The sequence below is a fragment of the Sphingomonas trueperi genome (assembly GCF_040545965.1).
GTDB lineage: Bacteria > Pseudomonadota > Alphaproteobacteria > Sphingomonadales > Sphingomonadaceae > Sphingomonas > Sphingomonas trueperi_C.
Genome location: NZ_JBEPMV010000001.1, coordinates 715040 through 733968 on the forward strand (window position 1 = coordinate 715040; position 18929 = coordinate 733968).

Here is an 18929-nt window from a genome sequence, read left to right on the forward strand (position 1 = left end):
AGCGCCCTCTCCCTTTGGGAGAGGGAGGGGACCCGCCGCCGCAGGCGGTGGGGAGGGTGAGGGTGACCTTGTAACCCCGCTAAATCGCCTCCACCCCGAGCACCTCGATCGCCTCGGCCTTCCCGCCGAAATCGACCTTCTCGCCTTCCTCCGCACCGAGCAACGCGTGCGCGAGCGGTGCCTGGAATGCCAGCCGGTCGGCCGCAGGGTCGGCCTCGTCATGGCCGACAATTTCGATCACCCGTTCGCGGCCGTTCAGCCGGATCCGCACCCGCGCGCCGATACCCGCCACGCCGTCTTCCAGCGGCGGCGCGATCTGCGCGGTGGCGGCGCGGGTGTTCCAGTAGCGGAGCTCGCGCTTGAGGGCCTCGCGTGCCTCGTCCTCGCCCTCAGCCTCGATCGCGGCCTCCAGCGCCGCGACCTTGCCCGCGATCAGCGCCGGCCCCGCCGCCGTGACCAGATTGGGCCCGGCCGGCAGCGGCAGCTCGAACTTGGGTTCCTTGTGTTCCTCGTCGCTCTCGCGGCGGAAGGCGACGCTCATCGTTGCGGCAGTTCCTCTAGCGTGGACGATACCTTCCAAAGATCGATCGCGCCTTCGGTTGCATGGGTGTCGATTTCGGCGAGCTCGTCGGCGGTGAAGCTGAGGTTCTTCACCGCATCGAGCGAATCGTCGAGCTGCTGCACCGTGCGCGCGCCGACCAGCGCCGAGGTAACGCGCGGATCGCGCAGCACCCAGGCGATCGCCATCTGCGCCAGCGTCTGCCCGCGCTTCTCGGCGATCGCGTTCAATGCGCGAATGCGGGCGATGTTCTCGTCCGAGAGCAGCCGCGTGTCGAGCGAGGTGCCGCCCTTGGCCGCGCGTGCATCCTCGGGCACGCCGTTGAGGTACTTGCGCGTCAGCATCCCCTGCGCCAGCGGCGAGAAGGCGATGCAGCCGGTGCCGAGGTCTTCCAGCGTGTCGAGCAGGCTCTCCTCGATCCAGCGGTTGAGCATCGAATAGCTCGGCTGGTGGATCAGCAAGGGCACCTTGTACTCGGCGAGGATCGCGGCGGCCTTCCGCGTCAGCTCGGGCGAATAGCTGGAGATGCCGACATACAGCGACTTGCCCTGGCGGTGGATTTGGGCGAGCGCGCCCATCGTCTCCTCCAGCGGCGTCTTGGGATCGACGCGGTGCGAGTAGAAGATGTCGACATAGTCGAGCCCCATCCGCTTGAGGCTCTGGTCGCACGAGGCGATGAGGTACTTCTTGCTGCCGCCGACATCGCCGTACGGTCCCGGCCACATGTCCCAGCCCGCCTTGGTCGAGATGATCAGCTCGTCGCGGTGGCCGGCGAGGTCGGTCGCCAGCACGCGGCCGAAATTCTCCTCGGCCGAGCCATAGGGCGGCCCATAATTGTTCGCGAGATCGAAGTGGGTCACGCCGCGATCAAACGCCCGGCGGAGCATCGCGCGCGCATTTTCGAACACGTCGGTGCCGCCGAAATTCTGCCACAGCCCCAGGCTGATCGCCGGCAGGTCGAGCCCGCTCACGCCGCAGCGGCGATAGGGCATGCGGCCGTCATAACGATCGGCATCGGCATGCCAGGGCTGGGGATAGGCCATTATCTCTCTCCATCGGGAAGGCTGTACGCAACGCGCCTATACGCATGGCGGGTCCGTCGCGGAACACCCGGACATGCCAACAATGACAAGCCGCCCCCAAGGACAGCTATCTTGTCCCGATCGTTGCCGCCGGGTAACGCGGGCGGCCATGCAGTATCACAGCACTCGCGGCGCCGCGCCCTCGCTGGGCTTTCGCGACGTCACCCTCACCGGCCTCGCCAGCGATGGCGGCCTCTACGTCCCGACCGAATGGCCGAGCTTCTCGGCCGAGGATATCGCCGCAATGCGCGGCCTCTCCTATGTCGAGACGGCGGTGCGGGTCATGCTGCCCTTCGTCACGCCGGACCTGAGCGAGGACGAACTCCGCCAGCTCTGCACCCAGGCCTATGGCCGCTTCTCGCACGCCGCGGTGACTCCGCTGGTCCAGATCGACCAGCAGCACTGGCTGCTCGAGCTGTTCCACGGCCCCACCCTCGCCTTCAAGGACGTGGCGCTCCAGCTGCTCGGCCTGCTGTTCGAGAAGTTCCTGGTGGGCACCGACCAGCACCTCACCATCGTCGGCGCGACCTCGGGCGACACCGGCAGCGCCGCGATCGACGCGGTGGCGGGGCGCATCGGCGTCGACATCTTCATGCTGCACCCGCAGGGCCGCGTGTCCGACGTCCAGCGCCGGCAGATGACCACGGTGCTCGCTCCGAACGTCCACAACATCGCGATCGACGGCAGCTTCGACGATGCCCAGGCGCTGGTGAAGGCGATGTTCAACGATCGCGATTTCGCCGGCCGCTTCCAGCTGAGCGCGGTCAACTCGATCAACTGGGCCCGGCTGATGGCGCAGGTGGTCTATTATTTCTACGCCGCCATCCGCCTCGGCGCGCCCGAGCGTGCGGTCGCCTTCTCGGTGCCGACCGGCAATTTCGGCGACGTGTTCGCAGGCTATGTCGCCGCGCGCATGGGGCTCCCCGTCGCCAAGCTGGTGGTGGCGACCAACGTCAACGACATCCTCCACCGTGCGCTGTCGGCCGGCGACTATTCGGCCGGCACCGTCACGCCGACCGCTGCGCCCTCGATGGACATCCAGGTCAGCTCGAACTTCGAGCGGCTGCTGGCCGACCTCGCCGGCGCGCCCGTGGCCGAGCAGATGCGCGGTTTCGAATCGACCCGCGCGATGCAGCTCACCAACGCCCAGCGCGAGGGCGCGTCGAAGCTGTTCACCAGCGACGCGATCGATGCCGACGGCATGAACGAAGCGATGCGCTGGGCCTGTGCCGAGGCCGCCCAGGTGATCGACCCGCACACCGCGATCGGCCTCGCCGCCGCGCAGCGCGCCGGTCTCGCACCGGACGTGCCGATCGTCACCCTCGCCACCGCCCACCCGGCCAAGTTCCGCGATGCGGTCGAGCGCGCCACCGGCGTCCGCCCGCACGTGCCGAACCGCATCGGCGACCTGTTCGATCGCCAGGAGCGCTACGACACCCTTCCCGCCGAATTCGGCGCGATCACCGGCTATATCGCCGAGCGGGCGCACGCGAAGGCATGAAGCTCGTCACCCTCACCGGCGAGCCCTGGGGCGACTATGGCCTGATCGATTCGGGCCATGGCCGCAAGCTCGAGCGCTACGGCGCCTATCGCTTCATCCGCCCCGAGCCCCAAGCGATGTGGGCGCCGGCCTCGGCCGAGTGGGACGCGCATGCCGAATTCGTCCCCGGCTCCGACGAAGATGGCGGCGGCCGCTGGGACTATCTCAAGCCCACCCCGCGCGAGGGCTGGCCGCTGGCATGGCGCGAGGTGCGCTTCACCGCCCAGACCACCCCCTTCCGCCATCTCGGCTTCTTCCCGGACATGGCGCCGGTGTGGGACTGGATGCGCGGCCGGATCGACGGGATGGACAGCCCTGAGTGCATGAACCTGTTCGGCTATACCGGGGTCGGCTCGCTTGCGCTGGCGGCCGCGGGCGCCAAGGTGACGCATGTCGACGCCTCCAAGAAATCGGTGATGGAGGGCAAGGCCAACGCCCAGCTTTCCGGCATGACCGACAAGCCGATCCGCTGGATGATCGACGACGCGATGAAGTTCACCGCGCGCGAGGTACGCCGCGGACGGCGCTATGACGGCATCATCCTCGATCCGCCCAAATGGGGCCGCGGGCCCAATGGCGAGGTGTGGAAGCTGGAAGAGGGCCTGCCGGGCCTAATCGACGACGTGGCCAAGCTGCTCGACGAGCATTCGCGCTTCCTGTTCCTCACCGTCTATGCGGTGCGCATGTCGGCGCTGGCGATTGGCGAACTGGTCCGCCAGGCGATGGCGGACAAGGGGGGTGTCGTTGAGGCCGGCGAGCTCACGGTGCGCGAGGAAGCCCGCGGGCTGGAGCTGCCGACGGCGATCTTTGCGCGGTGGAGCCGGTAACGCACCCCCTTGGGTTCAGGCGATTTCCGGCAAGAAGTCCGCGAGGTTGCCGATCAGGGCACGCTCGTCCCGTAGCCGCGGATCCGTCATCGCCGCGAGAAAACGCGGATGGTCGGGATGCTCGGGGAGGAATATCGCCTTCCGGGCATATTCTGCCTGGGAGAACGTGCCCCAATTGGTGATCCGGCCGAAATAGACGGCGTCGGCGCCCACGCGCTCGCACAGGCTGATCGCGTCGCCCATCTCGTGATAATTCTCGGCCTGCACGACGAAGCCAAGGTGGAAGGCATCGATATGCCCTTGGCGGCGGAGCTCGCCCGCGAAGGCAAGGTTCTCCTCCATCACGTCCCAGCGGGCACCGCGGCGCAGCGCTTCGTGCGTCTCCGCAGAGGCGCCATCGAGGCTGATCGACAGCAGTTCGACGCGACCGTGCAGCGCCGGGAAGCGGGCCCATTCCCGCGGCGTGAACAACATGCCGTTGGTCATCACATGGAACTTGAGGTCGGGATAGGCCTCGGGAGTCAGGCGCTCCATCAGCCGACGGAAGTTCTTGCTGGCAAAGGGGTCGCCCGAGCCGGTGATGGTGACCCGCCGGGCATCCTTGAGCATCGGCAGGATGACCCGCTCCTGCAGCGCGTCGTAGCGCGTGCGGGTGGCCTCGTCGGCCGCATAGGGCGCCGCGCGGCAGCTGGGGCAGCTCAGGTTGCAGGTCTTGTCATAGGCGAGGTTGACCTCTTCCGGGCCGCGATCGACCTTCGTCTCGCGCGCCTCGACCACCTGCTTCCATGCGGCGGAGCGGGCAGCCAGCTGCGCAGCGGGGATCAGCCCGTCGGACTGGATCGCCGGGCATGCCAGCTTGTCGCAATAGCGGTAGCTGCCGTCGTGCATGCTGGCCCGAATCGCCTCGGCCGACTCGGAATTCCAGACATCGCGCCAATCCCCCGCGGTCTGCAGATTGCCGATCGTCGGCTTAAGGAAACTGGCGCAGCAGAGGTGGCTGCTTGTTTCCAGCACTTCCAGCCGTTGGAAGGGCACCGGGCAGATCTTGCCCTCCAGCCGATATTTGGGATTGGCCGGGTCCGCCATGCCCTGCAGGTAGAACATCACGCCCGTCACCAGCGGCGACTGGGGATTGACCGCGAGCATCGGCGCCAGCAAGCCGATCGCATCGGCGACCGCGCCGCTATGGGCGGCGCCGAGCGCGAGGACGATCACCGCGGCCTGCACCATCGCCGGGTCTTGCCTGGCATAGACCTGCAGCGCCGTGCGGGCCTGCTCGGGAAGCCGGGGCACGGCGGCAAGGAACTGCGGAAACGCCGCCCAGAGCTCGGGCCGGTCGATATCCTCCAGCAGGTCCTTGGCGATGATCGAGAAAATCTCGGCTGCCTTCGCCGCTTCCGGATCCGTTTCGGTGCCGATGTGGGTGATCGCGTTCACTATGCCCCCGGTTCTTCAAGCTGTTCGATGCAGGCCAGGCTGGCTTCGGTCCTCGCATCGCGGGGCCGGCGGAATGGCATCTTCACACCGTAAGCGACGGAAGGTCCTGCCGGTTCGTACCTGCCCAAGCCTCTTTATAGGGCAATCAGCTCAGGGAAGCTTCGGAAGGCGATATTTGGTTAGCGCTGCCACGCCATTGCAGCGGCACAGGCGGTCCCCATATGTTCCGGACCGGCGACTGCCGGAACAACGCTCTTTGAACCTGCTGGAACGACGCGTCGCGAAAAGGCACCGCGAACGCCCAGCTGTGTGAACTTAGCGAAACGCGCATCCGTGTGAACTTTGGCAACTTAGCGAGCCACAATCGCTCGTCACAACACCTCACCCGCGCCGTCATCCTCGCGAAGGCGGGGGAGCCATTGGCGGTGAGGCCGCAACTCCGCCCCCGGCGCGCAGGCAAATGGATCCCCGCCCCCGCAGGAATGACGACCAATAGGCAGGAGGAAAAATCCGCCGGCCCTTAGCCGGCGAGTACGCCCAGCCGCACCAGCTCGGCACGGAACGGCTCGGCGCCGGTGAACACCACGCCGTGGATGCCCTGCGCCCGCGCGGCTTCGACATTCACCGGCAAATCGTCGACGAAAACCGCGTCCGGGCCCTTCAGGCCGAATCGCTCCAGCGCCAGCGCGTAGATGGCGAGATCGGGCTTTACCAGCTTCTCGTCGCCCGAGACGACGATGTCCTGGAAGCGGCCGAACAGCCAGTCGACCTGCGGCATCCAGGCCCGCCAGAACTCGCCGGAGAAATTGGTGATGCCGTACAGGGGCACGCCCGCCGAATCGAGTTCCTCGATCAGCTCGGCCATGCCGGGGATCGGCGGACCCAATTGGTCGCCGAACTGCGGCCCCCAGAGCGCGATCTTGTCGGCATGCTCGGGGTACAGCGCGCTCAGCTCCGCCGAGGTCTCGGCGAAGGGGCGGCCAGCGTCATGCTGGAAATGCCATTCCTTGGTGACGACTTGCGACAGAAACGCGTCGAGCGCCTGCTCGTTGTCGAACAGGCGCTCGTACAAACGCCGCGGTTCCCAAGGGAAAAGGACGTTGCCGACGTCGAAGATAACGGCGTGCGGCGCAGTCCCCACGTATGGGCTCAGCCCTGACGTGCCTTGAAACGCTTCTGCGTCTTGTTGATCACGTAGATCCGGCCACGGCGGCGGATCACGCGGTTGTCGCGGTGCCGCCCCTTGAGCGACTTCAATGAATTGACGATCTTCATGACCGATTCGCTTCTCAAATTATCTGGAATGCCGGAAAGAGCGGCTCGCCTATAAGCGCGGGGACGGGAAGTCAAGGCCGCGTGTGCCCCCATGTCGCCGAACCGCCGCCGATATGCAGCCGATCGCCGCGCTCGAACGTTCCACCGCCGATGGGCTGCGCAAATCCGCTCGACCCGGCCCGTGCCGGCAGGATAGACCCGTTGCGCCCACGAAACAGGAGTGCGTGTTCGTGAATCCGTATCTGCGTCTTGCCCTGCTCGCCACCCTGCCCGCGCTGGCCGCCGGCTGCACCACCACCGGCGCCCGCCCGCCGATCGACGTCACCCGCTATCACCTCAGCGAGCCGTTCGAGCGTACCACCGTCTCCGTCGTGCCGATGACCGGCGCGATGGACGTCACCCCCGAATTCCGCGCCTATGCGGACGCGGTGCAGGCGGAGCTGAACAAGCAGGGCTATGTCCCCGCCAGCAGCGATCGCCCGGCAGGCTATATCGCCTCGGTCTCCTTCACCCGTACTTCGCGCGGCGTGGTCCGCGAACCGTCGCCGGTCTCGGTCGGTCTCGGCGGCGGCAGCTTCGGCGGCGGCCGGGGCGGCGGCGTGGGGCTGGGCGGCAGCTTCTCCTTCGGGCTGGGCAAGCGCAAGCAGAACGAGATCCTCGTCTCGCAGCTCTGGGTGCAGCTGCGCCGCCGCGCCGGCGAGAACGTGATCTGGGAAGGCCGCGCCGAGACCACGGGCGTCGGCATCAAGGACAACCAGCCCGCCGCCACCGCCCAGCGACTCGCCGCTGCGCTGTTCAAGGACTTCCCCGGCGAGTCCGGGATCACTACGACGGTCAAATGAGCATCCAGATCAGCGCCGCGTTCGACAGCGGCAACATCCGCGTGGTCGCCATCGAAGGCGACCGGGTCGACTGCGAGATCGTCCTCGATCACCAGTCGGACTTCTTCCAGTGGTTCCATTTCCGCGTCGCGGGCGCGAAGGGGCGGACGCTGACCTTCCGCATCCTCAATGCGGGCAGCTCGGCCTATCCCTTCGGCTGGCCGGGCTACAAGGCGCGCTGGTCGGCCGACCGCGAATCGTGGCGGATGACCGATACCGACTATGCCGGCGGCGTGCTCAGCTTCACCCATCATTTCCAGACGGACCTCACCTGGTTCGCCTACTTCGCGCCCTATTCGATGGAGCGGCACCACGATCTGGTCAGCCGCATCGCGCTCCAGGAGGGCGTGACCCACCGCCAGCTTGGCACAACGCTGGACGGCCAGCCGATCGACTGCCTCAGCATGGGCGAGGGCCCGAAGCAGGTCTGGCTCTATGCCCGCCAGCATCCGGGCGAGAGCATGGCGGAATGGTGGATGGAAGGTGCGCTGGAGTTCCTCACCGACGAGGACAATGCGGTGGCGCAGGCGCTCCGCAGCAAGGCGACCTTCCACTGCGTGCCCAACATGAACCCGGACGGCTCGCGCCGCGGCCATCTACGCACCAACGCGGCGGGGGTGAACCTCAACCGCGAATGGCACACGCCGACGCCGGAGCGCAGCCCGGAAGTGCTGGCGGTGCGCAACGCGATGGACGAAACCGGCGTGCATTTCGCGATGGACGTCCACGGCGACGAGGCGATCCCCGCCAACTTCCTTGCCGGCTTCGAGGGCATCCCCAGCTGGACCGACGAACTAGGCGAGAAATTCTACGAGTTCGGCCGTCGCCTCGCGGCGCACACCCCCGATTTCCAGACCGAGCTCGGCTATGACAAGTCGCCCCCGGGCAAGGCCAACCTCGCCATGTCGACCAACCAGCTCGCCGAGCGGTTCGGCGCGGTGTCGATGACGCTGGAAATGCCGTTCAAGGACCATGACGCGAATGCCGACCCGGAGTTCGGCTGGTCGCCGATCCGCAGCAAGCTGCTCGCCCATGCCTGCCTCGAGACGCTGGCCGGGATGATCGACACGCTGTGATCACGATCCGGGAAGGCGGGCTGGACGAGCCGCAGGTGCAGGATCTCCTGCGCCTGCACGCTTCGGGCATGCTCGCCAACTCGCCGGCCGGGAGCTGCCACTTCCTCGACCTGTCGGGCCTCCAGGCGGCGGACATCACCTTCTGGAGCGCCTGGACGGGCGAGGACCTGCTCGGCATGGGCGCGCTCAAGCAGCTGGATGCGACCCACGGCGAAGTGAAGTCGATGCGCACCGTGCCGGCGCAGCTCGGCAAGGGCGTCGGCGCGGCGGTGCTGGAGCATATCCTGGCCGTCGCCTGGGCGCGCGGGCTGACGCGGCTGAGCCTGGAGACGGGCACCGCGCCGGCGTTTGAACCGGCGATCCGGCTCTACACGCGCTACGGCTTCGCCCCCTGCCCGCCCTTCGGCAGCTATGTGGAAGACCCGCATAGTCGTTTTCTCACGCTGGTGCTCTGAGCTTTCCGACCCACATCAGCCCGCCTCAACCCGTCATTGTCAGCGTAGCGACAAGCAGCTTCCCGGCCCCCGCGGCGAGTGGCATACCACGCCCATGCCGTTCCGCCCCCTACTCGCCCTGCTGGCGCTGGTCGCCGCCCCGCTGCTCGATGCCCCCGGCAAGGAGATCGTGCGCGAGGAGCGACGCGTCACCGTTGGCGGTGTGCAGGAGGTATGGCGGCTCATCTGGCGCGGGCCGCCGCATGACGCCGTAGACTGCGGCCCCCAGGACCCTGACAGCGCGGCGACTTGCCCGTGCAGCGGCATCGCCTATGCGCAGACCGGCGACCTGGTGCTGGAACGGCAGCGCCCAGGCGCCCCGCCAGAGCGGATGCGGCTGGCGCCCCTGTTCGCCGGCTCCGAGATGATGCCGAGCGAGGACGGTCTCGCCACCATCCCGCGCTGGCCGTACGATTCGAACGATGTCGCCCGCAAGGTGACGACGAAAGCCATCCGTGCACGGCCGGCGGTGCCGATCCTGAATCTCGCCGACTATGACCATGACGGCGTCGTCGGCGAATTCCTGCTCCAGATCGACACGCCTCCCTGCGGCAAGCAGTTGATGGTGGCGGTCGGCACGTCGCGCGCGCATCCCGGCCTTCATGCGCTGACCAGCGCCGAACACCCCGAACGACCCTTGGCGCTCTATCGCTGGCAATGGGAGGCGCTAGCCCGCAACCCGCGCCCTGCCGAGCTTGCCGACTGGCCTTGCGGCGATCACGGCGCCGAGGAGGAAACCAAGCTGCTGCTCCGCGCCGATCGCGGCGCGATCCATGCGACGCGGGTCACCGGCACCTGCCCCGACGACGGGCAAGAGAAGGGCCGCACCCGCTTTGTAAAGAAGGTGCTCGGACGGGAAATCCTGTAGCCGCGCCGCTCGACGCGCGGGCTTGGTATCGCAGGACGTCAAAGACGCAACCGCCAGCACGGGAGCATCCCCGATGACCCTCGACGACCTGGGACCGCGCCTCTGCATCCTCGGGCCGTCGAACAGCGGCAAGTCCACGCTGGCCTTCGCGATCGCCGCCGCGCGCGGGCTGCCGCCGATCCATCTCGATCAGCTCCACCACCTTCCCCATACCGACTGGCTCCCCGCCCGGCCGACGACTTCGTCGCCCTGCACGATGCGGCAATCCTCGGCGACCGCTGGGTGATCGAGGGCAACTATACCCGGCTGCTGTCGCAACGCCTCGCGCGGGCGACCGGCGTGCTGCTGCTCGACGTGCCGACCTCAGTCAGCCTCTACCGCTACGTCCGGCGCTGCTGGTTCGAACGCGAACGGCACGGCGCGCTTGCCGGCGGGCGAGACAGCGTGAAGTGGGACATGCTGCACCACATCCTCATCGCCACCCGCGCCAACCGCGCGCGCTATCGACGGATGTTCGAAGACATCACCCTGCCGAAGGCCCTGCTTGCCTCGGCCCGCGCGATCGACGCTTTCTACCGCGAGAACAATCTGCGCCGGTGAGCACGTTTGCCGAGAACCGGCCTTTCCCTGCCGCGCACCTCAGTCGAACAGCGACAGCGCCCCGCTCTCCAGCGCTTCGGGGATGGTCAGCCGATCGCCGCGGCTCACCTCATGGGTGGTGGGCTGCGGGACCAGGTTCCACGGCGTCACCACCGCGTCGCACCAGGCGGTGAACAGGCCCGACGACCAGGACCGCAGGCTCTCTTCCACTTCCGGCAGCACCGCTGCCATGGCGTTCGGTTCGCAGTGCATCGTCATCATTCCCGCTCCTCAGCGTGCGTGATTCCGTACTTTTCCCGAGTCCCTCGATTCTATCACGACCGCGCCAAAGATGCACGGCTGTGCAATCGTTTAACTTGCGCCCATGCCCGCTGCGAACGCGATTCTGAGCGCTTCGGACAGGCTCTTCGCGCCCAGCTTCGCCATCACATTGGCGCGGTGCACTTCCACCGTCCGCGCCGAGATGCCGAGGTCATAGGCGATGGTCTTGTTGGGATAGCCCTGCGCCAGCCCGTCCAGCACCTCGCGCTCGCGCACGGTCAGCGCGCCGAGCAGCGTCTCGGCGTCGGCGGCGCGGGTCTTGACGTCCTCGGCGGCCTCCAGCCGCTCGAAGCCGCGGTTGATCGCGTCGATCAGCGCGCGGCTCTCCATTGGCTTTTCGAGGAAGTCGACCGCGCCGGCCTTCATCGCCTTCACCGCCAGCGAGACGTCGCCATGGCCGGTCAGCACGATCACCGGCAGCGCAATGCCGCGCGCGTGCAATTCCTGCTGCACCTCCAGCCCGTCCATCTCGGGCATGCGCACGTCGAGCAGCACGCAGCCGGGCTCGACATGCCGCGCTTCCTTGAGGAACGCAACGCCCGAGGGCCAGGTCTGCACCGCAAAGCCCGAGGTCTTGAGCATGAAGCTGGCGGAACGGCGGACGCCATCCTCGTCGTCGACGATATGGACGAGGCGTTTGTCGGTCACACGGTATTCCCTTCTTCTACATGGACGAGGGTGAAGTGGAAGCAACTGCCGCCGCCCTCGCGCGGCTCCAGCCAGATGCGGCCGCCATTGGCCTCGACGATCGTGCGGCAAATAGAGAGGCCGAGGCCCATGCCGTCGGCCTTGGTGCTGTGGAAGGCGCGGAACAGGTCCTCGGCGACCTCTGCGGCGACGCCGGGGCCGGTATCCGCCACCGTCACCCGCACGAATCCAGGCGTCTCCAACCGGCTGGAGATGGTCAGCCGCCGCTCGGGCACGTCGGCCATCGCCTCGATCGCATTGCGCATCAGATTGATCAGCACCTGCTGGATCTGGATGCGATCAACCAGCACCGGCCCGGCGGCGGGATCGAACAGGAACTCCGCGACGACGCCCTTCTCGCGCGCGCCGATCAGCGCCAGCTTGCAGGCTTCGTCGACCAGGTCGGGGATCTGCTCGACGCTCTTCTCCACCTCGCCGCGGGCGACGAATTCGCGCAGCCGGCGGACGATGGTGCCCGCCCGCAGCGCCTCCTGCGCGGTATCGTCGAGCGCCTCGCGGATCATCGGCAGGTCCTCCGGATCGCCCGCGTCGAGCAGGTTGGAGACGCCGCGCACATAGTTCACCACCGCGGTGATCGGCTGGTTGAGCTCGTGCGCCAGGGTCGAGGCCATGGTGCCCATCGCGCTCACCCGCGCCGCGTGGATCAGGCCCGAGCGCAGTTCCTCGATCCGCTGCTCGGCGCGCTGTTTGTCGCTGAGGTCGCGGATGAAGCCGGTGAAGACGCGCTCGCCCTCGGTCATCGCCTCGCCGACCGACAGCTCGATCGGAAAGGTCGATCCGTCGCGCCGCCGCCCGGTGACGGTGCGGCCGGTGCCGATGATCCGGCGCTCGCCGGTTTCGAGATAGCGGCGGATATAGCCGTCGTGCCGCGCCCCATCGCCGGCTGGCATCAGCAGGCTGACATTGGCGCCGACCACCTCGTCCTCGGCATAGCCGAACATCCGCTCGGCGGCGGCGCTGAACGAGACGATGTTGCCGCGCTCGTCGATGATCACCATCGCGTCGAGCACGGTCGCCAGGATCGAGCGGAGATGGTTGGCGGCGGCGGTCGCCTGGCGCTCGCTGGCGCGCTGTTCGGTGATGTCGCGGATCACCTTGCCGAAGCCACGCAGCCGCCCGTCCGGGCCACGCAAGGGGGTGATCAGCACCTGCGCCAGGAACTCGCTGCCGTCCTTGCGGAGCCGCCAGTCCTCTTCCTCGAGTTTGCCGTCGCGCAGCGCGGCGTCGAGATCGGCGCGCGGCTTGCCCGCCGCCACCGCCGAAGCCGGATAGAACAGCCCGATGTCGCGACCGAGCACCTCGTCCTCGCGCCATCCCTTCAGCCGCTCGGCACCTTCGTTCCAGAAGGAGACGCGGCCCTTGGGATCGACGGTGTAGATCGCATAGCCGACCGCGCCGTCGATCAGCAGGTTGAGCTCGGCGGCAAGTTCGTCGGCGCGGTCGGCACGGCGGCGCGCATCCGCCTCCTCGGCACGCAGGCGACGACGCAGCGCGCGGCTATACGAGGCGAGCAGCAGGATCGCCGCGGCCCAGGCGAGCAGCACGCCGACCAGCACATAGCGCTCGCCACGGGACACCAGCGGCGCCAGCGCGAGGCCGGAGACGAGCAGCAACAGCGTCGCCATCGCCTCGGGAATGCGCCGCCGCACCCGATCGCCCAGCGTCACCGGCGCCGGTATGTCGAACTGCGGCAGCGGAAAGTTCATCGCGCGAGCGCGCCGAGCAGCTCGAGTCGGCCGACCGGCTTCTTCACCACATGCGCGAAGCCGGCGGCGCGGGCCTCGTCGTCGAGCTCGGCATGGCTCTGGCCGATCAGGATCGCCCGCCCCTTCCAGCCGCGCATGGCGAGCTGCCGGAGCAAGTGGATGGCATCGCCATCGGACAGCTCGCGCGCGATCAGCAGGGTGCGGATCTGGTCGAGCGTCGCTTCGGCCATCGCCGCGGCGGCGGAGGCGAAGGCGCGCACCTCCATCCCGCAGCCCTGGAGCAGCAGTTGCAGCGCGCGGCGCGAATCGTCCTGCGAATCGACCAGCAGCACGCGCTCGCGCGGGGCGCGGCTCGGCATGGGGACGCCCTCCTTCATGCACGCACCAGGGGCGGCAGGAAGAGGCACGAAAGGCAGACGCTAGAACGCATGGGGCCAAAATATGCGGCCCGCATCTGCAGCGTCATGCGGATAGCTACGTATTGGCGCTCGGCTTAGCGCGAATAGCGTTCCTCGGCCCAGGGATCGCCGCGCAGGTGATAGCCGTTCACTTCCCAGAAGCCCGGCCGGTCGCGCCCGATCACCTCGATGCGCGAAATCCACTTGGCGCTCTTCCAGAAATAGAGATGCGGCACCACCAGCCGCGCCGGGCCGCCATGGTCGCGGTGGAGCGGCTTGCCCTCCCAGCGATGCGCGACCAGTGCGTCGGGCGCGGCGAAGTCGGCGAGCAGCAGGTTGGTGGTATAGCCGTCATAGCCGTGGAGCATCACCGCCTCGGCTTCCTCGCGGGGCTCGACCATCTCCAGCAGCCGCGCCGTGGCGACGCCCGCCCAGCGATTGTCGTAGCGCGACCAGCTGGTGACGCAGTGGATGTCGCTGAGGCGCTCGTCGGTGGCGAGCGCCTCGAAGCTAGGCCAGTCGAGCGTCAGCGGCCGGGCGACCATGCCGTCGATGGTGAGCCGCCAGCGCTCGGGCCGCACCTCGGGCTGGCGGCCGAGATCGAGCACCGGCCAGTTGGTGACGAGATGCTGGCCGGGCGGCAGGCGCTCCGCCTCGGGGCGCGACGTGCGGCCGGTGAGGAACTTGCCCGCCTCGGCCCAGGCGCGCTTGGAGCGGGTAAGCTTGCTGTCCTCGTCCATCCGGTGCTTCCCTCGTCAGGCCGGCTTCCGCTCGCCGGCGATGGTCGGCAATAGCTCGGACACGGTCGGATGGATATGCACCGCGTGCGCGAGATCGGTGGCGGTGCCCTGCTTCACCATCAGGTCGAGCACGCCGTGAATCGCCTCGTCGCCGCTGGTGCCGAGGATCGCACCGCCGAGGATTTGGCCGCTGTCCGCATCGCTGACGAGCTTCATGAAGCCGAGCGATTCGTCCTTCTCCACCGCGCGGCCGACTCGCGTCATCGGCCGCTTGCCGACCTCGATGCGATGGCCCGCCTTCTTCGCCTCGGCCTCGCCCATGCCGACGCGGCCGAGCGGGGGATCGATGTAGAGTGCATAGGCGGGGATACGGTCGGTCACCTTGCGGTCGGCACCGTCGAGCAGGTTGTCGGCGACGATCTCGAAGTCGTTATACGCGGTATGGGTGAAGGCGCCGCGGCCGTTGCAGTCGCCCATCGCCCAGATGTGTTCGACATTGGTGCGCAGCCGATCGTCGACCTGCACATAGCCGCGCGCGTCGGTCGCCACGCCCGCCGCGTCGAGGCTTAGGTCGTCGGTGTTGGGCACGCGCCCGACCGCGAGCAGCACATGGCTGCCGAGCACTTCGGGGCTGCCCTCGTGGCAATCGACGCCGACCAGTACGTCCTCACCCTGCGCCGCGAAGCGGATGCACTCTGCCCCGGTGCGGACCGCGATGCCTTCCGCCTCCAGGATGTCGCGCACCGCGTCGGAAATTTCGGGATCCTCGCGGCCGATCAGCTTGGGGCCCTTCTCGACGATCGTCACCTCTGCGCCGAAGCGGCGGAACATCTGGCCGAACTCCAGCCCGATATAGCTGCCGCCGACCACCACCAGATGGCGCGGCACCGCGTCGAGCTTGAGGATCGTGCTGTTGGTGAGGAACGGCACGTCCTCCACGCCCGGCATGTCCGGCACCAGCGCACGGCCGCCGACGTTGAGGAAGATGCGATCCGCCTCCAGCACTTCGTCGCCCACCCGCACCCGGTGCGGCGATTCGAACACCGCCTGGCCGAAGAACAGCGTGCAATGCGCCATGCCGTCGATCCAGCGCTGCAGCGACGCCCGCGAGTCTGCGGAGATCTTGTCGGCCCGCGCGCGGACCTTGGCGAAGTCGATGCCGACCTCGCCGCCGATGGTCACGCCGAAATCGGCGGCGCGCCTTGCCATATGCGCGGCATAGGCGCTGGCGACCAGCGTCTTGGTCGGTTTGCAGCCAGTATTGACGCAGGTGCCGCCGAGCAAATGCCGCTCGACCAGCGCCACCGACATGCCCGCATCGCTCAACCGCCCGGCGAGCGGCGTCCCCGCCTGCCCTGCGCCGATCACGATCGCATCGAACTTGCGGCTCATAGCGAGGCCGCCACGAAGGCCGCGACGCCGATCGCCGCAAGATCCTCGACGAGCGCGGCAGGCAGGTCGGTACCGAAGGCGCGGCACAATCCCATCCGCGCCACATAGCCGCCGAAGGTGCCGATCACCGCACCGATGACGCCGGCGGCGAGGCACAAAGGCAGCGAACTCGCCGCCAGCCCGATCGCCGCACCGCACAGCGCACCCGAAATCGTCCGGCCGATGAACCCAGGCGGCGACTTGCGGCTGGGTGTGGTCGGCAGCTTGTCGGCGACATATTCGCCGATAGCGAGCGCCGTGAAGATCCACGGCGTGCCCCACCAGCCCATCCAGCCGAGCCAGGTGCCGCCGAGCGGCAGCCAGCCGGCATAGGCCGCCCAGGCGATCGCGGTCGGCGCGGTCATGGTGCGCATGCCGGCGACGATGCCGATCAACAGCGCGAGGACGAGGGGCGGCATCGGCAGGACTCCCAATAACGGCACCACCCAGCGCCTTTCTGCGCGCCTGCGCAACTGCACTTGGGTATGCCCCCGCCGCCAACGAAACGAACCGCCACGGGTTGCAACCCGCCACCGATTGAAGGATCAGGCGGCCCAACCAAGCCCATCAGGAGAACCGGCCATGAAGACCCGCGCCGCCGTCGCCTTCGAAGCGAAGAAGCCGCTGGAGATCGTCGAACTCGATCTGGAGGGCCCCAAGCCCGGCGAAGTGCTGGTCGAGATCATGGCCACCGGCCTGTGCCACACCGATGCCTACACGCTGGACGGCCTCGATTCCGAGGGCCTGTTTCCCTCGGTGCTGGGCCATGAAGGCGCCGGCATCGTCCGCGAGGTGGGCGCCGGCGTCACCAGCGTGAAGCCCGGCGACCATGTGATCCCGCTCTACACGCCGGAATGCCGCCAGTGTAAGTCGTGCCTCAGCGGCAAGACCAACCTGTGCACCGCGATCCGCGCCACCCAGGGCAAGGGGCTGATGCCGGACGGGACCACCCGCTTCAGCTACAAGGGCCAGCCGATCTTCCATTACATGGGCTGCTCGACCTTTTCGAATTTCACCGTGCTGCCCGAGATCGCGGTGGCCAAGATCCGCGAGGACGCGCCGTTCCAGACGAGCTGCTATATCGGCTGCGGCGTCACCACCGGCGTCGGCGCGGTGGTCAACACCGCCAAGGTGCAGGTCGGCGAAACAGTCGTCGTGTTCGGCCTCGGCGGCATCGGCCTCAACGTGATCCAGGGCGCACGCCTCGCGGGTGCGGGCCAGATCATCGGCATCGACGTCAATCCGGACCGCGAGGAATGGGGCCGCAAGTTCGGCATGACCCACTTCCTCAACACCAAGGGCATGTCGCGCGAAGCGATCGTCGCCAAGGTGGTCGAGCTGACCGACGGCGGCGCCGACTATAGCTTCGACGCGACCGGCAACACCGAGGTGATGCGCACCGCGCTCGAATGCTGCCATCGCGGCTGGGGCGAATCGATCATCATCGGCGTGGCCGAGGCGGGCAAGGAGATCAGCACCCGCCCGTTCCAGCTGGTCACCGGCCGCGTCTGGAAGGGCACCGCGTTCGGCGGCGCCAAGGGCCGGACCGACGTGCCGAAGATCGTCGACTGGTACATGAACGGCAAGATCGCGATCGACCCGATGATCACCCACGTGCTGACGCTGGAAGAGATCAACAAAGGCTTCGACCTGATGCATGCGGGCGAGAGCATCCGCAGCGTCGTCGTCTACTGAGAGGAGCGCAAGCGATGTTCACCCATGTGATGCTCGGCGCCGACGATATCGACGCGGCCAAGGCCTTTTACGACGCGACGCTGGCCGCGCTCGGCGGGCCGGAAGGCGTGGTGGATGAGCGCGGGCGCGTCCATTACACGCATGACGGCGGCCGTCTGATGATCACCCGCCCGATCAACGGCCAGCCGGCCAGCTGCGCCAATGGCAGCACGATCGGCTTCCACGCCAAGAGCCCCGAGATAGTCGATGCCTGGCAGGCCGCGGGCCTGGCGCATGGCGGCACCGCGATCGAGGATCCCCCGGGCATCCGCGAGGCGACCGGCGGCCGCAAGCTCTACCTCGCCTATCTGCGCGATCCGGCCGGCAACAAGATCTGCGCCGTCCACCCGGTTCGCGGTTGATGGAAACGCTGTCGACGCACAAGGCGTTCGGTGGGGTGCAGGGCGTGTATCGCCACGCCTCCGCCGCGACGGGCACGCCGATGACCTTCTCGGTCTATGTGCCGCCGCATGCCGAGGGTGCGAAGCTGCCGGTGCTCTGGTATCTGTCGGGCCTCACCTGCACCCACGCCAACGTCACCGAAAAGGGCGAGTATCGCCGCGCCTGCGCCGAGGCTGGGGTGATCTTCGTCGCGCCGGACACCTCCCCGCGCGGCGAGGGCGTGATCGACGTGCCCGACTATGATTTCGGCCAGGGCGCCGGCTTCTATGTCGACGCGACCGAGGCCCCTTGGGCCGAGCATTTCCACATGCGCAGCTATGTCGAGGACGAGCTGCCCGCGCTGCTCGCCGAGCAGTTCCCGATGGCCGACCTGACCCGACAGGGGATCACCGGCCATTCGATGGGCGGGCACGGCGCGCTGACCATCGGCCTGCGCAATCCCGAACGCTTCCGCAGCGTCTCGGCGTTCGCCCCGATCGTCGCACCCAGCCAGGTTGGCTGGGGTCAGAAGGCACTTGGCGGCTATCTCGGCGACAACCCCGCGGCATGGCGCACCCATGACGCCGTGGCGCTGATCGAGGACGGCGCGCGCCTGCCCGAGCTGCTGGTCGACCAGGGCGATGCCGACAGCTTTCTCGTGGACCAGCTCCGCCCCCAGCTGCTGGCCGATGCCTGCGCCGCCGCCGGCATTCCGCTGACGCTGCGGCTCCAGCCCGGCTACGACCACAGCTATTATTTCGTCTCGACCTTCCTCGCCGAGCATGTCGCCTGGCATGCGGCACGCCTGAAAGCGTGATATGAGACCAGCACACCGGTGCGGCGCGGGGCCGCACCGGCCCATAAGGGGGAG

The 18929-nt window shown here is 68.0% G+C and carries 23 protein-coding genes; 11 read left to right on the forward strand and 12 right to left on the reverse strand.

The features are described from left to right. Positions 1-79: 79 nt before the first annotated feature. Both ABIC35_RS03365 and mgrA read right to left on the reverse strand, forming a co-directional pair. Entirely contained in the window at positions 80-541 is a 462-nt protein-coding gene (locus ABIC35_RS03365) for a GreA/GreB family elongation factor (RefSeq protein ID WP_121071723.1), read from the reverse strand. Then, on the reverse strand, positions 538-1602 hold the full coding sequence (gene mgrA / locus ABIC35_RS03370) for an L-glyceraldehyde 3-phosphate reductase (RefSeq protein ID WP_121071724.1): 1065 nt from the start codon (positions 1600-1602) through the stop codon (positions 538-540). Before mgrA ends, ABIC35_RS03365 begins: the two co-directional genes overlap by 4 nt. 148 nt (positions 1603-1750) lie before the next feature. Here mgrA and thrC point away from each other — a divergent pair, with 148 nt between their 5' ends. Both thrC and ABIC35_RS03380 read left to right on the forward strand, forming a co-directional pair. After that, a complete protein-coding gene (thrC, locus tag ABIC35_RS03375) occupies positions 1751-3142 on the forward strand; it encodes a threonine synthase (protein ID WP_121071725.1) in 1392 nt (463 codons plus the stop codon). After that, positions 3139-4008, forward strand: coding sequence for a class I SAM-dependent methyltransferase (locus tag ABIC35_RS03380; protein ID WP_121071726.1), 870 nt, complete (start codon positions 3139-3141; stop codon positions 4006-4008). The genes thrC and ABIC35_RS03380 overlap by 4 nt, the downstream gene beginning before the upstream one ends. A 15-nt stretch (positions 4009-4023) precedes the next feature. Here the strand turns inward: ABIC35_RS03380 and ABIC35_RS03385 are convergent, their stop codons facing one another. From ABIC35_RS03385 to ykgO, 3 genes are all read right to left on the reverse strand, one after another. Next, positions 4024-5445 (reverse strand): radical SAM protein, encoded by a 1422-nt coding sequence (locus ABIC35_RS03385; protein ID WP_121071727.1) that lies wholly within the window; start codon positions 5443-5445, stop codon positions 4024-4026. Positions 5446-5965: 520 nt separating this feature from the next. Continuing rightward, a complete protein-coding gene (locus ABIC35_RS03390; RefSeq protein ID WP_121071728.1) occupies positions 5966-6586 on the reverse strand; it encodes an HAD family hydrolase in 621 nt (206 codons plus the stop codon). 8 nt (positions 6587-6594) lie between these two features. Next, on the reverse strand, positions 6595-6720 hold the full coding sequence (gene ykgO, locus ABIC35_RS03395; RefSeq protein ID WP_010543750.1) for a type B 50S ribosomal protein L36: 126 nt from the start codon (positions 6718-6720) through the stop codon (positions 6595-6597). A 230-nt stretch (positions 6721-6950) separates the two neighbouring features. Between ykgO and ABIC35_RS03400 the strand changes: the two genes are divergently transcribed. The 6 genes from ABIC35_RS03400 to ABIC35_RS03425 all read left to right on the forward strand — a co-directional run bounded on the left by ABIC35_RS03400 (position 6951) and on the right by ABIC35_RS03425 (position 10639). Further along, complete coding sequence (locus ABIC35_RS03400) at positions 6951-7562, forward strand: DUF4136 domain-containing protein (protein WP_354278293.1); 612 nt, start codon at positions 6951-6953, stop codon at positions 7560-7562. Further along, the gene (locus ABIC35_RS03405) at positions 7559-8677 is read left to right on the forward strand and encodes a M14 family metallopeptidase (RefSeq protein ID WP_121071730.1); all 1119 of its coding nucleotides are present in this window, start codon (positions 7559-7561) and stop codon (positions 8675-8677) included. The genes ABIC35_RS03400 and ABIC35_RS03405 overlap by 4 nt, the downstream gene beginning before the upstream one ends. Next, positions 8674-9132 (forward strand): GNAT family N-acetyltransferase, encoded by a 459-nt coding sequence (locus ABIC35_RS03410; RefSeq protein WP_121071731.1) that lies wholly within the window; start codon positions 8674-8676, stop codon positions 9130-9132. The genes ABIC35_RS03405 and ABIC35_RS03410 overlap by 4 nt, the downstream gene beginning before the upstream one ends. A gap of 94 nt (positions 9133-9226) precedes the next feature. After that, on the forward strand, positions 9227-10039 hold the full coding sequence (locus ABIC35_RS03415) for a hypothetical protein (RefSeq protein WP_121071732.1): 813 nt from the start codon (positions 9227-9229) through the stop codon (positions 10037-10039). Positions 10040-10112: 73 nt separating this feature from the next. Further along, positions 10113-10325, forward strand: coding sequence for a hypothetical protein (locus ABIC35_RS03420; protein ID WP_354278296.1), 213 nt, complete (start codon positions 10113-10115; stop codon positions 10323-10325). Next, positions 10322-10639: a hypothetical protein gene (locus ABIC35_RS03425; RefSeq protein WP_354278298.1), complete on the forward strand. Its 318-nt coding sequence runs from the start codon at positions 10322-10324 to the stop codon at positions 10637-10639. Before ABIC35_RS03420 ends, ABIC35_RS03425 begins: the two co-directional genes overlap by 4 nt. Positions 10640-10678: 39 nt before the next feature. Here the strand turns inward: ABIC35_RS03425 and ABIC35_RS03430 are convergent, their stop codons facing one another. The 7 genes from ABIC35_RS03430 to ABIC35_RS03460 form a co-directional block, all read right to left on the reverse strand. After that, positions 10679-10900, reverse strand: coding sequence for a hypothetical protein (locus ABIC35_RS03430; protein ID WP_121071733.1), 222 nt, complete (start codon positions 10898-10900; stop codon positions 10679-10681). Positions 10901-10990: 90 nt separating this feature from the next. Further along, the gene (locus ABIC35_RS03435; protein ID WP_093294478.1) at positions 10991-11608 is read right to left on the reverse strand and encodes a response regulator transcription factor; all 618 of its coding nucleotides are present in this window, start codon (positions 11606-11608) and stop codon (positions 10991-10993) included. Continuing rightward, positions 11605-13374 (reverse strand): PAS domain-containing sensor histidine kinase, encoded by a 1770-nt coding sequence (locus ABIC35_RS03440; RefSeq protein ID WP_121071734.1) that lies wholly within the window; start codon positions 13372-13374, stop codon positions 11605-11607. Before ABIC35_RS03440 ends, ABIC35_RS03435 begins: the two co-directional genes overlap by 4 nt. Beyond that, positions 13371-13733, reverse strand: a complete 363-nt coding sequence (locus tag ABIC35_RS03445; protein ID WP_121078863.1) for a response regulator — start codon at positions 13731-13733, stop codon at positions 13371-13373. Before ABIC35_RS03445 ends, ABIC35_RS03440 begins: the two co-directional genes overlap by 4 nt. Before the next feature lie 134 nt (positions 13734-13867). Beyond that, positions 13868-14512, reverse strand: a complete 645-nt coding sequence (locus ABIC35_RS03450; RefSeq protein ID WP_121071735.1) for a sulfite oxidase-like oxidoreductase — start codon at positions 14510-14512, stop codon at positions 13868-13870. A 15-nt stretch (positions 14513-14527) separates the two neighbouring features. Further along, complete coding sequence (locus tag ABIC35_RS03455; protein WP_121071736.1) at positions 14528-15904, reverse strand: FAD-containing oxidoreductase; 1377 nt, start codon at positions 15902-15904, stop codon at positions 14528-14530. Beyond that, complete coding sequence (locus ABIC35_RS03460) at positions 15901-16362, reverse strand: DUF4126 domain-containing protein (RefSeq protein ID WP_121071737.1); 462 nt, start codon at positions 16360-16362, stop codon at positions 15901-15903. Before ABIC35_RS03460 ends, ABIC35_RS03455 begins: the two co-directional genes overlap by 4 nt. Before the next feature lie 163 nt (positions 16363-16525). Here ABIC35_RS03460 and ABIC35_RS03465 point away from each other — a divergent pair, with 163 nt between their 5' ends. The 3 genes from ABIC35_RS03465 to fghA are packed head-to-tail and all read left to right on the forward strand — an operon-like array spanning position 16526 to position 18875. Further along, a complete protein-coding gene (locus ABIC35_RS03465) occupies positions 16526-17638 on the forward strand; it encodes an S-(hydroxymethyl)glutathione dehydrogenase/class III alcohol dehydrogenase (RefSeq protein ID WP_121071738.1) in 1113 nt (370 codons plus the stop codon). A 14-nt stretch (positions 17639-17652) separates the two neighbouring features. Beyond that, on the forward strand, positions 17653-18039 hold the full coding sequence (locus ABIC35_RS03470) for a VOC family protein (RefSeq protein ID WP_121071739.1): 387 nt from the start codon (positions 17653-17655) through the stop codon (positions 18037-18039). Next, positions 18039-18875, forward strand: a complete 837-nt coding sequence (gene fghA / locus ABIC35_RS03475) for an S-formylglutathione hydrolase (RefSeq protein ID WP_121071740.1) — start codon at positions 18039-18041, stop codon at positions 18873-18875. Before ABIC35_RS03470 ends, fghA begins: the two co-directional genes overlap by 1 nt. The last annotated feature ends 54 nt before the right edge of the window (positions 18876-18929 follow it).

What these genes read in the sequence shown, in the direction of transcription:
- ABIC35_RS03365 (WP_121071723.1), bottom strand. Translation starts at nt 541, where the DNA reads ATGAGCGTCGCCTTCCGCCGCGAGAGCGACGAGGAACACAAGGAACCC.
- mgrA (WP_121071724.1), bottom strand. Translation starts at nt 1,602, where the DNA reads ATGGCCTATCCCCAGCCCTGGCATGCCGATGCCGATCGTTATGACGGC.
- thrC (WP_121071725.1), top strand. Translation starts at nt 1,751, where the DNA reads ATGCAGTATCACAGCACTCGCGGCGCCGCGCCCTCGCTGGGCTTTCGC.
- ABIC35_RS03380 (WP_121071726.1), top strand. Translation starts at nt 3,139, where the DNA reads ATGAAGCTCGTCACCCTCACCGGCGAGCCCTGGGGCGACTATGGCCTG.
- ykgO (WP_010543750.1), bottom strand. Translation starts at nt 6,720, where the DNA reads ATGAAGATCGTCAATTCATTGAAGTCGCTCAAGGGGCGGCACCGCGAC.
- ABIC35_RS03405 (WP_121071730.1), top strand. Translation starts at nt 7,559, where the DNA reads ATGAGCATCCAGATCAGCGCCGCGTTCGACAGCGGCAACATCCGCGTG.
- ABIC35_RS03415 (WP_121071732.1), top strand. Translation starts at nt 9,227, where the DNA reads ATGCCGTTCCGCCCCCTACTCGCCCTGCTGGCGCTGGTCGCCGCCCCG.
- ABIC35_RS03420 (WP_354278296.1), top strand. Translation starts at nt 10,113, where the DNA reads ATGACCCTCGACGACCTGGGACCGCGCCTCTGCATCCTCGGGCCGTCG.
- ABIC35_RS03430 (WP_121071733.1), bottom strand. Translation starts at nt 10,900, where the DNA reads ATGATGACGATGCACTGCGAACCGAACGCCATGGCAGCGGTGCTGCCG.
- ABIC35_RS03440 (WP_121071734.1), bottom strand. Translation starts at nt 13,374, where the DNA reads ATGAACTTTCCGCTGCCGCAGTTCGACATACCGGCGCCGGTGACGCTG.
- ABIC35_RS03445 (WP_121078863.1), bottom strand. Translation starts at nt 13,733, where the DNA reads ATGCCGAGCCGCGCCCCGCGCGAGCGCGTGCTGCTGGTCGATTCGCAG.
- ABIC35_RS03450 (WP_121071735.1), bottom strand. Translation starts at nt 14,512, where the DNA reads ATGGACGAGGACAGCAAGCTTACCCGCTCCAAGCGCGCCTGGGCCGAG.
- ABIC35_RS03455 (WP_121071736.1), bottom strand. Translation starts at nt 15,904, where the DNA reads ATGAGCCGCAAGTTCGATGCGATCGTGATCGGCGCAGGGCAGGCGGGG.
- ABIC35_RS03460 (WP_121071737.1), bottom strand. Translation starts at nt 16,362, where the DNA reads ATGCCGCCCCTCGTCCTCGCGCTGTTGATCGGCATCGTCGCCGGCATG.
- ABIC35_RS03465 (WP_121071738.1), top strand. Translation starts at nt 16,526, where the DNA reads ATGAAGACCCGCGCCGCCGTCGCCTTCGAAGCGAAGAAGCCGCTGGAG.
- ABIC35_RS03470 (WP_121071739.1), top strand. Translation starts at nt 17,653, where the DNA reads ATGTTCACCCATGTGATGCTCGGCGCCGACGATATCGACGCGGCCAAG.
- fghA (WP_121071740.1), top strand. Translation starts at nt 18,039, where the DNA reads ATGGAAACGCTGTCGACGCACAAGGCGTTCGGTGGGGTGCAGGGCGTG.